Below are 13318 nucleotides of genomic sequence, written 5' to 3'. Positions count from 1 at the left end.
ACAGCGCCTCGCGGCACGCGCCGCTCGAGTCTAGTGTTCGACCGCGGGGACGACCGGCGCTTCGTCCTGCCGGATCGACAGCGATGCCGGCAGGCCGAACGCTTCCGGCACGAGGTAGTGACCGCGATCCCCCGGCGCCTTCATCTGCTCGACCGGCGCGGGATAGCGCCGCGCGTATGCGTCCTGGCGGATGCCGGTGACCTGCCACGACACTTCGCCGCCGGGTACGCCGCCGCCGATGCGGAAGCGGTTGTCGCGCACCTTCGCGCTCACGTAGAGGTTCGGCGCAGGTGCGCCGATCGAGGTCAGCTGGTAGCGGTAGTCGCGATTGAGCGCCTCGAACCATTCCGGCAATTCGACCGTGGCTTCGCCGCTCGCGTCGAGCCGCGCGACTCCGTCGTAGACATTCTTCATGTCCGGCGACTCGACGCTCGTGTGATAGAGATATTTGTTGGCCGGGTCGAGCGGATGGTCGATGATGAAGTTCTTCATCGTCGCAGCGAAGTTGCCGACGACCTGCAATGCGTTCGTCGTGTTGCAGGTCGCCGCGGAGCAGCTGACCTGTACCGGCCCGCTGAAGACGCCGGCGTAGCTGCCGGCCGTCGGGCTCGTCGTGCGCGCGAACAGCGCGTCGGCGGTCGTGCTCGAATTGACCTCGGCATCGATCGCCTGGCCCGTGCCGGCGGTGCGCGCGTAGATCGCCGCGCGCGGATTGGTGACCTTGATGATCTCGAGCTCCGCGGCATAGCGGTCGTTGCCGTAGTTGTAGCCGGTGATCGCCGAGCCCGTGCCGGACGAACTCGTGTCGGCACGCAAGGCACCGCCGCTGCCGACGTTGGCGGCGTACAGCGACACGAACGACGAGCCCGAGGAGAACGCCGCCGCCTGGCCGTCACCGCCGTTGGCGACATCGAGCAGGGTGCCGTTGCTGATCGCGGTGTCCGCGTACGGCAGCTGCAGCGCATTGGCGATCGGTGCACGCGTGACGTGCTGGCGCGGCGAAAGCACGGTGTAACTCGGGCCGCCGGCGGGCTTCGCCGAGATCTCGACGTACTGTTCCCCGCCGCCGCTGAACGCCGCGCCGAAATCGACGACGACGGTGAACACGCCCGCGGAGACCGGCACCGCGTTCTGCGTGACGATGCTGCCGAGCTGGCTGCCGCCAACGTCGGCGTCGTAGAGCACGAAGCGGAAGTCGTAGTTCGCGGTGACCGGCGTGCCGGCGTTGCGCAATTCGCCCTGGTAGGTGATCGCGGTGCTCGCGTGCAGCGCCGGTGCGCCCATCAACGCGAATGCGAGCAGCATCCTTTCGACATGGCGCATCGTGCGAGCTCCTATTCGAAACCGTTGGCGAAGATGGCGTCGCCGACGGTGCGCGGCGCACCCCAGAATCCGCCGCGCAGCGACAGCGTCCCGTTGCTCGAAAACTCGGCGTCGTGCTGCCCGAACGTGCCGACGACGTGCAGCGAACCCGCCGCGGCATCGCCGCCGCCGCCGTCGATCGTGCTCTTGCGGATCTCGAGGCTGCCGCCGGACTGCGCGGCGCCGTGGCCCGTCGCAGCCAGCGCAAGGGCGCCTACGAGCAGTCGTCGCTTCCACCCCATTGCCGGCTCCCCAGTCGCATGCCGTGTACAACAGATCGGATGCTTCCAGCCCGGGCGTCGAACGCGGCGCGGACCAGGCAGCGCCAGCATGGACCTCACCCGTCCACCTTTCAAGACGACGGTAACGAGCGGCGATCCACGCACCCGATGCGGCCGCCTGCCTTGCCGAAGGGCGAGGCGCGTGCGAGCCTGCGTCGCGTCGTGCTTGTCGCAGGTGCGCCCATGGCTTTGTTCCGTTCGACCCCGGGCGTGCGAGCGACACTCGCCGCGATCGCGCTCGCCGGCGCGCACGCCGGCGCCGCACAGCCGCCCGTGCCTGCGATCGAGGCGCTCGCGCGCCAGTTCGATCGCCATCCGCTGCTGCTGTTCGGCGAGGTGCATCGCAGCGCGGAGCAGCACGGGTTCTTCGCCGAACTCATGCGCGATCCGCGCTTCATCTGCCGCGTCGACGACATCGTGGTCGAGTTCGGCAATGCGCGGCTGCAGGCCGTCGTCGACGCGTACGTCGCTGGCGAGGACATCGACGAGGCGCGACTGCAGGCGGCGTGGCGCGAGACGGCGGTGCCGTTCGCGTGGAATTCGCCGGTCTACGCGGCGTTCTACGCCGCCGCGCGCGACGTGAACCTGAACCACCGCTGCGCGCACCCCGTACGCGTCGTGCTCGGCGACCCGCCGCTCGACTGGTCGCGGATCGATTCGGCGCTGGCGTTGTCCGCATCCGCCGACCGCGACGGCTGGTTCGCGGCGACGATCGAGCGCGAGGTGCTCGCGAAACGGCACACGGGCTGGCTCGTCGCGGGGCAGCTGCACGCGGTGCGCGCACAGCCCGCAAGTGCAGGCGACGACGCGGACGCGACCGTCGCGCAGCTGATCGGGCGGCGCCATCCCGGCCTGCTCGCCAGCGTCGCGCCGGTGCCGTCGGCGGCCGCGGCCGCGCGGCTCGGGCTCGGCGCCGCGCCGGTGTTCGCGGACGTGCACGCGGGCGACGATGCGCTCGCGCGCGCGGACTTCGGACTCGTCGCGCCGGGCTGGAAGGCCGAACTCGTGCAGCGCGACGGACATCCCGCGTGGGACGTGCAGGCGGCGCCCGACTGGCCCGCGATCGGCGCCGTCACCGACGGCCTGCTCTACCTCGGCGACGATCCAGCCTACGCATTCCCTTCGCCGTCGGTCTATCTCGATCCGTACTACCAGCGGGAACTGCGCCGGCGCATCACGATCATCCAGGCGTGGAACGGCCAGGACTTCATGCCGGTGCTCGACGACCTGCTGCGCACGGCGCGGAACGACCCGCACATGCCTTGAACGCGTCCGCGCGCGTCGCGCGCGACGCGTGCGCGTTGCTACCATCGCGCGCCTGCGCACGGCCACGTGCCGGCGCGATCCGTCCAGCCGAGGTTGCCGTCCCGTGAAAGCCCTGTTCGCCCTGTTGTTGCCGTTCGTCCTGTGCGTGCCCGCGCGCGCGCAGGACTGTCCCGACCTCGCCCCGTACGCGAAGGCGCGCGAGGTGATCCGCGACCTCGACCGCATCGTCGCGCCGGGCGGCGTGCAGGAAGCGTACGCGACGAAGATCGGCGGCATCGACCAGTGGCTCGACGTGCGCGGCCAGGACCGGCACAACCCGATGATCCTGTTCGTGCACGGCGGCCCTGCTTCGCCGGTGACGCCGACGCTGTGGCAGTTCGAGCGGCCGCTCGAGGAATACTTCACGATCGTCAACTGGGACCAGCGCGGCGCCGGCAAGACCTACACGACGGTCGCGCCGGAGGCGATCGCCGACACGATCCACATCCAGCGCTACGTCGACGACGCGATCGAAGTGGCCGAGTACGTGCGCAAGCGCTACCACCAGGACAAGCTGATCCTGATGGCGCACAGCTGGGGCACGGTCGTCGCGACGAAGGCGGCGCTCGCGCGGCCGGACCTGTTCCACGCCTACGTCGGCATCGGCCAGGTGGTCAACACGCGCGACAACGAACGCCTCAGCTTCGACTACGGCCTCGAACAAGCGAAGGCGCACGGCGACGCCGCCGCGGTGAAGGAACTCGAGTCGATCGCGCCGTACCCGGGCGACCGCCCGATCACGCGCGAGCGCATCGTCATCGCGCGCAAGTGGGCGCAGTACTACGGCGGACTCAGCGCGTTCCGCGACGACTCGAAGTACTACTTCGACGGGTCGCTGCTGTCGCCGGACTACGACGCGCGCGACGTCTGCGCGATCGACCGCGGCAACATGTTCACGCTCGGCCGCATCCTGCCGGAGTTCCTCGCCGTGGATTTCACCGGCGTGCGGCGTTTCCCGATCCCGATCGTGATGTTCATGGGCCGCCACGACTACACGACGCCGTCGGCGCCGACCGCGGCCTGGCTCGACCGCCTCGAGGCACCGTCCAAGCAAGGCGTGTGGTTCGAACGCTCCGCGCACATGATGCCGTGGGAAGAGCCGGGCAAGACGCTCGCCAGCCTGCTTACCTACGTGCGCCCGCTCGCCGAACGCAAGCGCGATGCGCACTGAAGCGGCCGCCGCGCGCCGCTAGAATGGCGCCCCCCGTCGCCGTCCAGCTACCGGAGTCCCGATGAATCGCGCCGCCGTCACTCTCGCCTTGCTGCTCGCCTGCTCGGTCGCCGTCGCCGGGCCGGTCGGCAAGGCCGTGCTCTCCGACGCCGACGCGGCGAAGCTCCGCCACGCCGTCGGCCTGCTCGACGCCTATCGCGGCGACGACGCCGGACCGCTCGAGGCCGCGCGCACCGAACTCGACGAGGTGGTCAAGGCGAATCCGCGCCATGCGCCCGCGTGGCGCGAGCTGGCGCGCTACCGGATGATGAGCGGCCACGCGAACGGCGCCGATTTCGCGCCGGGATCGCTCGAGAGCGCCGACGACGCGCTCGCCAAGGCGGTCGAGAGCGATCCCGGCTACGCCGCCGCGTACGTGTTGCGTGGACAGCTGTATCGCCTGATGAAGCGTCCCGACGACGCGGTCGCGGCGCTGAAGAAGGCCGAAAGCCTCGGCAGCGACGATCCCTGGTTGCACAACAACTGGGCCGACCTGCTGCTCGACGAAGGCAAGTTCATCGAGGCGAGCGAGCATTACCGCAAGGTCGCCGACAACACCGCAGCACCCGTGAAGGCTCGCCTCGCCGCGACGGAAGGGCTGATCGAGTTCTACGTCAGCGGCGGCGACCTCGCCCACGCGGACGCGATGTTCCGTCGCCTGGTCGCGCTCGAGCCCGGTTCCGCGCGCGGGTACACGGCTTACGCGCAGTTCCTGCTGTGCCAGCGCGACGACGATGAAGGCGCGGTCGCGCGCGCGCGCGAGGGCTTGCGCGTGGAGAACCAGGAAGCGGCGCGCTACTGGCTCGCCGCGGCGCTGTACCGGCGCTGGGCGCAGGCGGTCGTCGTCGATGAAAAGCCCGAGGCGGGCAAGGCACCGTTCGCCGAGGCGCAAGCGATCTTCCCCGGTGTCGACGAAGTCGCCGCGAACGCGGCGACCTGTCCCGGCCTCGACGTCGTCGCGCAAGCCATGTCGAAGCAACAGGCCGAGGAAGGCACGTCGGCGCCGAAGGACCACTGATACCGTGCGCCGTCGCGCATCCTCGTCATCGCTTCCATCCGACCCGGAGCACTCCATGCATAGCGGCAGTTGCCTGTGCGGTACCGTGCGCTACGAGATCCGCGGCGATCTCGGCGCGGCGTTCTTCTGCCACTGCTCGCTCTGCCGCAAGGCGAGCGGCTCGGCGTTCGCGGCCAATGTCGTCGTCGAAGGCGAGGACTTCGCGATCGTCGCCGGTGACGAAGCGATCGGCCGGCACCGTTCGAGCGCCACGCTCGTGCGCGAATTCTGCACGCGCTGCGGCTCGCCGCTCGTCAGTCGCCGCGATGGCATCACGCAGGTGCGCGTGCGCATGGGCACGCTCGACACGCCGCACGCGCACGGCCCCGGCGCACACATCTTCGTCGCCTCGAAGGCGGACTGGTTCGAGATCCACGATACGCTGCCGCAACACACCGACCGACCCGCGCCGTGAGCGCGGAGGCGACGGCGAGCCGCCCGGAGATGCGCGCATGAAATCGCTGCTGATGCAATTCGCGATCACCTTCGTCGCGATCGTCGCCGCGCTCGTCGCCTACGACGCCTGGCATTCCTGGCGCGAGCAGGTGCAGCGTCCGGCGCTGGTCGAGCAGGCCAAGCGCGAGGCGAACGCGATCGTGTCCGAGTCGACCGCCCAGGCGCTCGAACAGGGGCGCCGGCAGGCGGCCGAGATCGCCCAGCAGAGCCGCAAGGCGATCGAGGAGAACAACGCGCGCAGCGAAGCATTCGCCGCGCAGCAGCAGGCGCGCGCGATCCTCGCCGGCGACATCGGCGCGACCGCGGGCGTGCGCGTCGCGCTGGTCGAGTGCTACCAGACCGAAGGCCGCTGGCCCGACGATCCGGCACGCTGCGGCATCGACCCGAGCGCCTACAAGGGTCACCTGCTCGACCGCGTGCGCGTCGAAGCGGGCGGCCGCTACGTTGCAGTCCTCCACGCCGGCTACGGCCTGCCGGCCGGCGAGATCCGCTTCACGCCGACGGCGACGGGCGCCGTGGTCCAGTGGAACTGCAGCACGCCGAGCTATCCGGAGATCGAGCGCGTGCTGCCGACCTGCCGCTACGAACCCCGTGCAGCCGCGACCGTGGCGACGCCCACCGGCACCGGCTCCTGACCGGACCCGCCCGAGCGGCTATACTTCGCCCTTTGCGCCTCCACCGTGGCGCGAACTGCAGCGAATGAATCCGAACTTCCTCGATTTCGAACAGCCGATCGCAGAACTGGACGCGAAGATCCAGGAACTGCGCCATGCCAGCCGTGGCCAGTCGTTCAACATCGAGGACGAAATCGCGACGCTGCAGGACAAGCTGAAGACGAAGACCGCCGAGATCTTCCGCAACCTCACGCCGTGGCAGGTCGCGCAGCTGTCGCGCCACCCGGCGCGCCCGTACACGCTCGACTACGTCGGCGTGATCTGCGAGGAGTTCCACGAACTCGCCGGCGACCGCGCCTATGCGGACGACGCGGCGATCGTCGGCGGCCTCGGTCGCATCGCCGGGCGCAGCGTGATGATCATCGGCCACCAGAAGGGCCGCGACACCAAGTCGAAGATCCGCCGCAACTTCGGCATGCCGCGCCCGGAAGGCTACCGCAAGGCGCTGCGCCTCATGCAGATGGCCGAACGCTTCCGCCTGCCGATCCTCACCTTCATCGACACGCCGGGCGCATATCCGGGCGTCGGCGCGGAGGAACGCGGCCAGAGCGAAGCGATCGCGCGCAACCTGCTCGAGATGGCGCGGCTCGAGGTGCCGATCGTCTGCACCGTGGTCGGCGAGGGCGGCTCCGGCGGCGCGCTCGCGATCGGTGTCGGCGATCGCACCAACATGCTCGAATACAGCACCTATTCGGTGATCACGCCGGAAGGCTGCGCATCGATCCTGTGGAAGACCGCCGAGCGTGCGAAGGATGCCGCGGAAGCGCTCGGCATGACTGCGCCGCGCCTGCTCGAACTCGGCCTCGTCGACAAGGTGGTGCGCGAGCCGTTCGGCGGCGCGCACCGCAACCCGCGCGGCATGGCGGTGCGCCTCAAGGCGGTGCTGCTGAACCAGCTCGACGAACTGGGAACGCTGCAGATCCCCGCCCTGCTCGACAAGCGCTACCAGCGCCTGCGCAGCTACGGCGCCTTCAGCGGCGGCTGACCGCGTCAGCGGACCGCGCGAGCCGTGCATCCGCGCATCAGCGACGAATCCCGGGCGACCCGCGCATGAACGCGATGCGGTTTCGTGCGTGCGCGCTCGGCGCGGTGTTCGGCCTCGCGCCGATCATTGGCGCAGCGACGAGCGAAGCCGAGGAGGAGCCGGTCGTCGACGCGGCCGGCCTCGTGCAGCCCGCACTGCTGTCGGGTCCCGGCTTCAGCGTCGATCCGCACGTCGAGCTACGCGGTTACATGGCGCGCTTCACGCTCGACACGCCGTACGGCCCGCTGCAGGCCGACAGCGTCGAGATCCTCGCCGAGCGCGAGGCGGAGCTGCCCGCGCTCGAAGCGCTCGACAACGTCACGCGTTCCGACGCGTTCCTGCGCGCGGCCGGCAACCGCATCGGCGCGACCGCGAAGGCGCTTGCCCAGGTCGTGCTGCATCCGGTCGACACCGTGCTCGGCATTCCCGCCGGCGTCGCGCGCTATTTCGGCCAGCGCCTCGCCAAGATCGGCACGCAGGCGCAGACCGCGTCCGACCGCGCCGCGCGCACGTTCGGCAACGAAGGCAACCCGTATCCGGCCGACGAAGGGCCGATGAGCGACGGCCGCGACGACGATGGCGGCGCGCCGAAGAAGAGCAAGCACTGGTATTCCTCGATCGCGCGCGAAGCCGGGCGCGAGTTCAAGCGCCAGGTCAAGTACAGCCAGGTCAAGCGCGAACTCGCACAGCGCCTCGGCATCGATCCGTACACGAGCAATCCGTACGCGCAGGAGCGCCTGTCCGCGCTCGCCTGGGTCGGCAGCGCGGGCGACTTCGGCGCGGGCAGCGCGCTCGGCACGATCGGCGGCGTCGGTGCGGGCGTGCTCGCGCAAGGCGGTCGCATCAACGACGTCGTCTGGAAACTCGCGCCCGACGACCTGCGCGCGCGCAATCGCGAACGCCTGCAAGGCCACTGTCGCGACGAACTGCTGATCCGCCAGTTCCTGCGTCGCGGCGCGTTCTCGCCGACGCTGCAGACCGCGTTCGCCGACGCGCTCGACGCGTTGCAACCCGCGCAAGGCTGCGACGCCGTGCTCGAGCTCGGCATGACCGCGAGTTCGGAACTCGAGGCGCGGTTCCTCGTCAACGCGTTGCGCCTCGTCGACGCGCACCTCGGCGCGCGCGCGAAGCAGGGCGCGCTCGAACGCGTCGGCGCGGGCCTCGCCTACGCGGCCGCCGACGGCGAGCTCGTGCTGCCGCTGCCGGTCGACCGGCTCAGCGCGACCGCCGAAGTCGAACGCTTCCTCGACCGGCCGGAATTCCGTGCGAAGAACAAGACCGCGCTGATCGGCGGCGACGCGAGCCTCGCCGCGCGCCGCGCCCTCACCGAACGTGGCTGGAGCATCTTCCTCGGCGCACGACGCGCAGGCGCGCCGCCATATGCACGCAGCGGCGAACCGGCGCCCATCGACGTCGAGTAGCGCACACGCGACCGTCGCCGGTCACGCCGGGATGGGATGGCGGCGTTGCACCGCCATCCCGCACGGCCGTCTACTCGACCTCGATCTCGAGTCCGCCGACCATGCCCGCGACGAGATTGTAGATCGCGGCGCCGATCACGCCGGCGAGGAAGCCCATGACCCCGTACATGATCGGCAGGAAGATCACCATGCCGATGCCGCCGAGCATGCCCATCGCGCCGACCGCCGCGCTGCCGTTCGAGCCGCCGCCCGTGAGTCCGGCGAGCATCGTGCCGAACATCAGGAAGCACAGGCCGATGATGAGGCCGAACAACGCCATGACGCAGGCCTGGATCACGCCCGCCTTGAGTACACCGATGCGCTTGATGACCACTTGATCCCCTCCCAGGTGGATGAAACGATCCGCGGCGACCCCGCTGCCGCTGGCGCAGCGTAGACCCGTGCCGCACGCGCGGCAACCGCTTCGGACCGCGCCGTCGCGCGGCGGTGCTGCGATACCATAGACGCCCCTTCCGCTCCGGAACCGCCGTCTCCATGGACTCCGCCGCCCGCGGCCGCCTCGCCGCCGAACTCGAATCGATCCGCGACCAGGGCCTGTACAAGACCGAACGCGTCATCACCACGCCGCAATCGGCCGCGATCCGCACCGACGACGGCCGCGAAGTGCTGAACTTCTGCGCCAACAACTACCTCGGCCTCGCCGATCATCCGGACATCATCGCCGCGGCGAAGCATGCGCTCGACACGCACGGCTTCGGCCTCGCTTCGGTGCGCTTCATCTGCGGCACGCAGGACCTGCACAAGCAGCTCGAGGCGACGATCTCGACGTTCTTCGGCACCGACGACACGATCCTCTACACGAGCTGCTTCGACGCCAACGGCGGCCTGTTCGAGACGATCCTCTCGGAGGAGGACGCGGTGATCTCCGACGCGCTCAACCACGCCTCGATCATCGACGGCATCCGCCTGTGCAAGGCCGAGCGGCGTCGCTACGCGAACGGCGACATGGCCGAGCTCGAGAAGCACCTCGCCGAGACGCAGGGCAAGCGCACGCGCCTGATCGCGACCGACGGCGTGTTCTCGATGGACGGCTACATCGCCAAGCTCGACGAGATCGTCGCGCTGAAGAAGAAGTACAACGCGCTGCTGATGGTCGACGACTCGCACGCGACCGGCTTCGTCGGCCCGACCGGCCGCGGCTCGGCCGAGCTGCACGGCGTGATGGGCGACGTCGACGTGTTCACCTCCACGCTCGGCAAGGCCCTCGGTGGTGGTTCCGGCGGCTTCACCACCGGCCGCAAGGAGATCATCGACCTGCTGCGCCAGCGCTCGCGGCCGTACCTGTTCTCCAACACCCTGCCGCCGCCGCTCGTCGCCGCGTCGATCAAGGTGTTCGAGATGCTCTCGTCGAGCACGGCGCTGCGCGACAAGGTCAACGACAACGCTGAATATTTCCGCCGGCGCATGACCGAAGCCGGCTTCGACATCCGGCCAGGCACGCATCCGATCGCGCCGGTCATGCTGCACGACGCCAAGCTCGCGCAGGCGTTCGCGAAGGAACTGCTCGACGAAGGCATCTACGTGATCGGCTTCTTCTATCCGGTCGTGCCGCAAGGCCAGGCGCGCATCCGCACGCAGATGAGCGCGGCGCACACGCACGAGCAGATCGACCGCGCGGTCGACGCGTTCGTGCGCGTCGGGCGCCGCCTAGGCGTGCTGAAGGGATGAACGAAGCGCCGCCGGCGCGCGCTGCTCACGGCGCCGGCCGCCATCGCCTGGTCGACCTCGAGATCGACCTCGCCACGCGACGCGTCGTCCGCGCCGGCACCCCGCTCGACGTCGGCGGGCTCAGCTTCGACCTGCTCGCGTTCCTGCTCGAATGCGGCACGCGCGTCGTCTCGTTCGACGAACTCATCGGCGCGGTGTGGGCGCCCGCGGTGGTCAACGAGGAAACCGTCACGCAGCGCGTGAAGCTGCTGCGCCAGGCGCTCGGCGACGACGGGCGCAATCCGCGCTATGTCCGCTCCGTGCGCGGACGCGGCTACCAGCTCTGCGCGCCGCCGCAACCGATCGTCGATGCGGCGCCACCGCGCACGCGGCTGCGCACGCGCGCGGTCGTCGCCCTCGCGGCGAGCGCGGTGCTCGCGCTCGCCGCGGCGTACGCGACACGGCATGCCGCCCGCGCGCCCGCCGCGCCGGCGCACGCGCAGGACGAACGCCTGCAACGCGCGCGCTACTACGCCGGCATCGGCCAGGACGACAACAACGAACGCGCGATCGCGCTGTACGAGCAGGTGCTCGCCGACGTACCCGGCGACGTCGACGCGCGCCTCGGCCTCGCCTTCGCCTACGGCGCGCGCGTGTGCCTGTACAACCGCGACGCGAACTGGAGCGAGCGCGCACTCGCGCTCGCCGAAGGCGTGGTCGCCGGGCAGCCGGACAACAGCCTCGCCCATGCCGCGGCCGGTTACGCCCATGACTGCCGCGGCGAGATCGACGCCGCGATCGCGGCGTACGAGCGCGCGGTCGCGCTCGATCCGCAGGCGCGCGCCGACAGCCTCGCGTCGGCGGCGAACCTCTACGCGGTCAAGGGCCGGCTCGCCGACGCCCTGCGCGCCGACCTGCGCTCGCAACAGGGTGCGACCCGGCCGCGCTTCCTCGACCTGCAGATCGCGCGCGTGCTCGAACTGCTCGGCTTCACGGCCGAGGCCGAACGGCGTTACGAGCGCGTGTTCCGCCTCTACCCGGACAACGTGTTCGGCAACATCGACTATCCGCGTTGCCTGTTCCTGCAAGGCCGCCTCGCCGAAGCCGCGACGGCACTGGAGCAGGCGCGGCAGCGGCCGCGCCATCCCGATCTCGCCCTGCTCGAAGGCGAGCTCGCCCTGCTGCGCGGCGACCGCGCCGCGGCCGGCGAGGCGTTCGCGCGCGCCGCCGCACTGCGGCCGCATGCAGGCCGCGCGGCGATGCTCGCCGCCTTGCACGCCGCCGTACCCGCGGACGACGCGTGGATCACCGCGCGCATCGGCGAACTGCAGGAATCGCTCGCGCAGGGTGGCGACTGGCCCGACGGCTGGCTCGACGTGGCGGTGCTCGAACTCGCGCGCGGCGCGCGCGCGGCCGCGCTCGATGCGCTGCAGCGCGCGGTCGACGCCGGCTACCGCGACCACGCGTACCTGCAGACGTCGGCGCTGTTCCGTCCGCTCGCGACGGAGCCGCGCTTCGCCGCGACGCTCGACGCGATCGGCCGCGCCGTCGCGCGCGAACGCGAGGCCGTGCTCGCCGACGGCCTGCCGGCGAGCCTCGGCGACGACACGCCATGACCCGCGTCAGCGCGGCGCCGGCGCCGCCTTCAGCACGAACTCGCGGAAGATCTCCTGCGACTGCGGATGCGCGTAGCGCTGGTTGTAGGCGCTGCTCGTGACGACCGCGACGAGTTGCCGTTCGGGTATCGCGAATACGTAGTTGCCACCATTGCCTGACATCGCCCAGACCGGCTGATCGCGGCCGTCACCGAGCGCGAAATGGAACCGCCAGGCAAGGTAGCCGTACTCCGCATCGTCACGCGCCTGAGCGTGCGGCGTCAGCATCGCCGCGATCCACGCCTTCGCGATCACCTGCCGGCCCTGCCACTCGCCCTGCGCGGCGAGCAGCTGGCCGACCTTGGCCGCGTCGCGACTGCGCAAGCGCGTGCCGCCGCCGCCCATCGCGATGCCTTCCGGCGCGAAGTTCCACTGCGCGCGCGCGATGCCGAGCGGGCGCTCGAGCACGTCGGCCGAGAACGCGTCGAGGTGGCGGCCGGCCGCGCGCTCGACCAGCGCACCGGCGACGTACGAGCCGGCCGTGCAGTAGGAGAACGCGCGGCCGTACGGGCTGTCCGCGGGCTTCTTCATCCACGGCGCGAAACCCTTGATCGGCAGGTCGAGCGCGAAACGCAGCCAGTCCTCGCCCACGTACATGCGTTCCTCGTTGCCGCTCGAGAACGCGTTGTCGTCGTCGCATTCCCACAGCGAGCTCATCGTCAGCAGGTCCTCGAGCGTGAACGCGTCCTTGCGCGCGTCCGGATGCAGGAACGGCCGCCGGTCGACGAAGTACGGATACACCTTCGCGTGCACGTCCGGGATGAGGCCACGCTCGATCGCCGCGCCGGCGAGCAGTGCGGTCAGCGTCTTGGTCGCCGAGCGCATGTCGTTGAGCGTGTCGCGGCGGCCGCCGTTGAAGTACGCCTCGTAGACGAGGCGGCCATGGTCGGCGACGACGATGCTCGTGACGCCCTTGTAGGTGGCGTCGGCGACCTTCGCCTCGACGCCGGCCAGCACGCCGGTATTCCAGCCGAGCGCCGTCGCGTCGGCGACGGCCCAGCCGTCGTCGGCGCGTTCGGGCGGGTGGTATGCGGCATGGGCGACGCCGATGGCGCCGGCCGCGGCGAGGCCAGGCAGCAGGCGGGCGAACAAGCGGATGTGCATATACTTCTCCAGGGCCGGGATGGCCAGCACAGTCCCGCATGCCGGCCGCTGAAGTGCCTGAA

Annotated in this window: 13 protein-coding genes; 9 read left to right on the top strand and 4 right to left on the bottom strand. The window is 70.5% G+C overall.

Annotation, left to right across the window (positions count from 1 at the left end):
* Positions 1-30: 30 nt before the first annotated feature.
* Positions 31-1323: a hypothetical protein gene (locus FHW12_RS17860; RefSeq protein ID WP_182532405.1), complete on the bottom strand. Its 1293-nt coding sequence runs from the start codon at positions 1321-1323 to the stop codon at positions 31-33.
* An 11-nt stretch (positions 1324-1334) separates the two neighbouring features.
* Complete coding sequence (locus FHW12_RS17855; RefSeq protein WP_182532404.1) at positions 1335-1604, bottom strand: hypothetical protein; 270 nt, start codon at positions 1602-1604, stop codon at positions 1335-1337.
* 222 nt (positions 1605-1826) lie between these two features.
* Between FHW12_RS17855 and FHW12_RS21430 the strand changes: the two genes are divergently transcribed.
* The 7 genes from FHW12_RS21430 to FHW12_RS17825 all read left to right on the top strand — a co-directional run bounded on the left by FHW12_RS21430 (position 1827) and on the right by FHW12_RS17825 (position 8790).
* Positions 1827-2909, top strand: coding sequence for a ChaN family lipoprotein (locus FHW12_RS21430; protein WP_259393134.1), 1083 nt, complete (start codon positions 1827-1829; stop codon positions 2907-2909).
* Between the two features lie 103 nt (positions 2910-3012).
* A complete protein-coding gene (locus tag FHW12_RS17850; RefSeq protein ID WP_310735279.1) occupies positions 3013-4119 on the top strand; it encodes an alpha/beta fold hydrolase in 1107 nt (368 codons plus the stop codon).
* A gap of 61 nt (positions 4120-4180) precedes the next feature.
* Complete coding sequence (locus tag FHW12_RS17845; protein ID WP_182532402.1) at positions 4181-5176, top strand: tetratricopeptide repeat protein; 996 nt, start codon at positions 4181-4183, stop codon at positions 5174-5176.
* Between the two features lie 55 nt (positions 5177-5231).
* A complete protein-coding gene (locus FHW12_RS17840; RefSeq protein WP_182532401.1) occupies positions 5232-5630 on the top strand; it encodes a GFA family protein in 399 nt (132 codons plus the stop codon).
* 37 nt (positions 5631-5667) lie between these two features.
* Positions 5668-6306 (top strand): pilin, encoded by a 639-nt coding sequence (locus FHW12_RS17835; protein WP_182532400.1) that lies wholly within the window; start codon positions 5668-5670, stop codon positions 6304-6306.
* Positions 6307-6370: 64 nt separating this feature from the next.
* Positions 6371-7330 carry an acetyl-CoA carboxylase carboxyltransferase subunit alpha gene (locus FHW12_RS17830; RefSeq protein WP_182532399.1) on the top strand — a complete coding sequence of 320 codons (960 nt, stop codon included), beginning with the start codon at positions 6371-6373 and terminating at the stop codon, positions 7328-7330.
* Between the two features lie 65 nt (positions 7331-7395).
* The gene (locus FHW12_RS17825; RefSeq protein WP_182532398.1) at positions 7396-8790 is read left to right on the top strand and encodes a hypothetical protein; all 1395 of its coding nucleotides are present in this window, start codon (positions 7396-7398) and stop codon (positions 8788-8790) included.
* 70 nt (positions 8791-8860) lie between these two features.
* Here the strand turns inward: FHW12_RS17825 and FHW12_RS17820 are convergent, their stop codons facing one another.
* Positions 8861-9163, bottom strand: coding sequence for a hypothetical protein (locus tag FHW12_RS17820; RefSeq protein WP_182532397.1), 303 nt, complete (start codon positions 9161-9163; stop codon positions 8861-8863).
* Positions 9164-9324: 161 nt separating this feature from the next.
* Here FHW12_RS17820 and kbl point away from each other — a divergent pair, with 161 nt between their 5' ends.
* Both kbl and FHW12_RS17810 read left to right on the top strand, forming a co-directional pair.
* Positions 9325-10518, top strand: a complete 1194-nt coding sequence (gene kbl / locus FHW12_RS17815) for a glycine C-acetyltransferase (protein WP_182532396.1) — start codon at positions 9325-9327, stop codon at positions 10516-10518.
* Positions 10515-12113 carry a winged helix-turn-helix domain-containing protein gene (locus FHW12_RS17810; RefSeq protein ID WP_182532395.1) on the top strand — a complete coding sequence of 533 codons (1599 nt, stop codon included), beginning with the start codon at positions 10515-10517 and terminating at the stop codon, positions 12111-12113. The genes kbl and FHW12_RS17810 overlap by 4 nt, the downstream gene beginning before the upstream one ends.
* Before the next feature lie 6 nt (positions 12114-12119).
* On the opposite strand, the gene FHW12_RS17805 is transcribed toward FHW12_RS17810, so the two are convergent.
* Positions 12120-13256: a serine hydrolase domain-containing protein gene (locus tag FHW12_RS17805; protein ID WP_182532394.1), complete on the bottom strand. Its 1137-nt coding sequence runs from the start codon at positions 13254-13256 to the stop codon at positions 12120-12122.
* Between the last annotated feature and the right edge of the window lie 62 nt (positions 13257-13318).

This window comes from Dokdonella fugitiva (assembly GCF_014138265.1).
In the GTDB taxonomy this organism is placed as follows: domain Bacteria; phylum Pseudomonadota; class Gammaproteobacteria; order Xanthomonadales; family Rhodanobacteraceae; genus Dokdonella_A; species Dokdonella_A fugitiva_A.
This window is presented reverse-complemented; position numbering and strand designations above follow the sequence as displayed.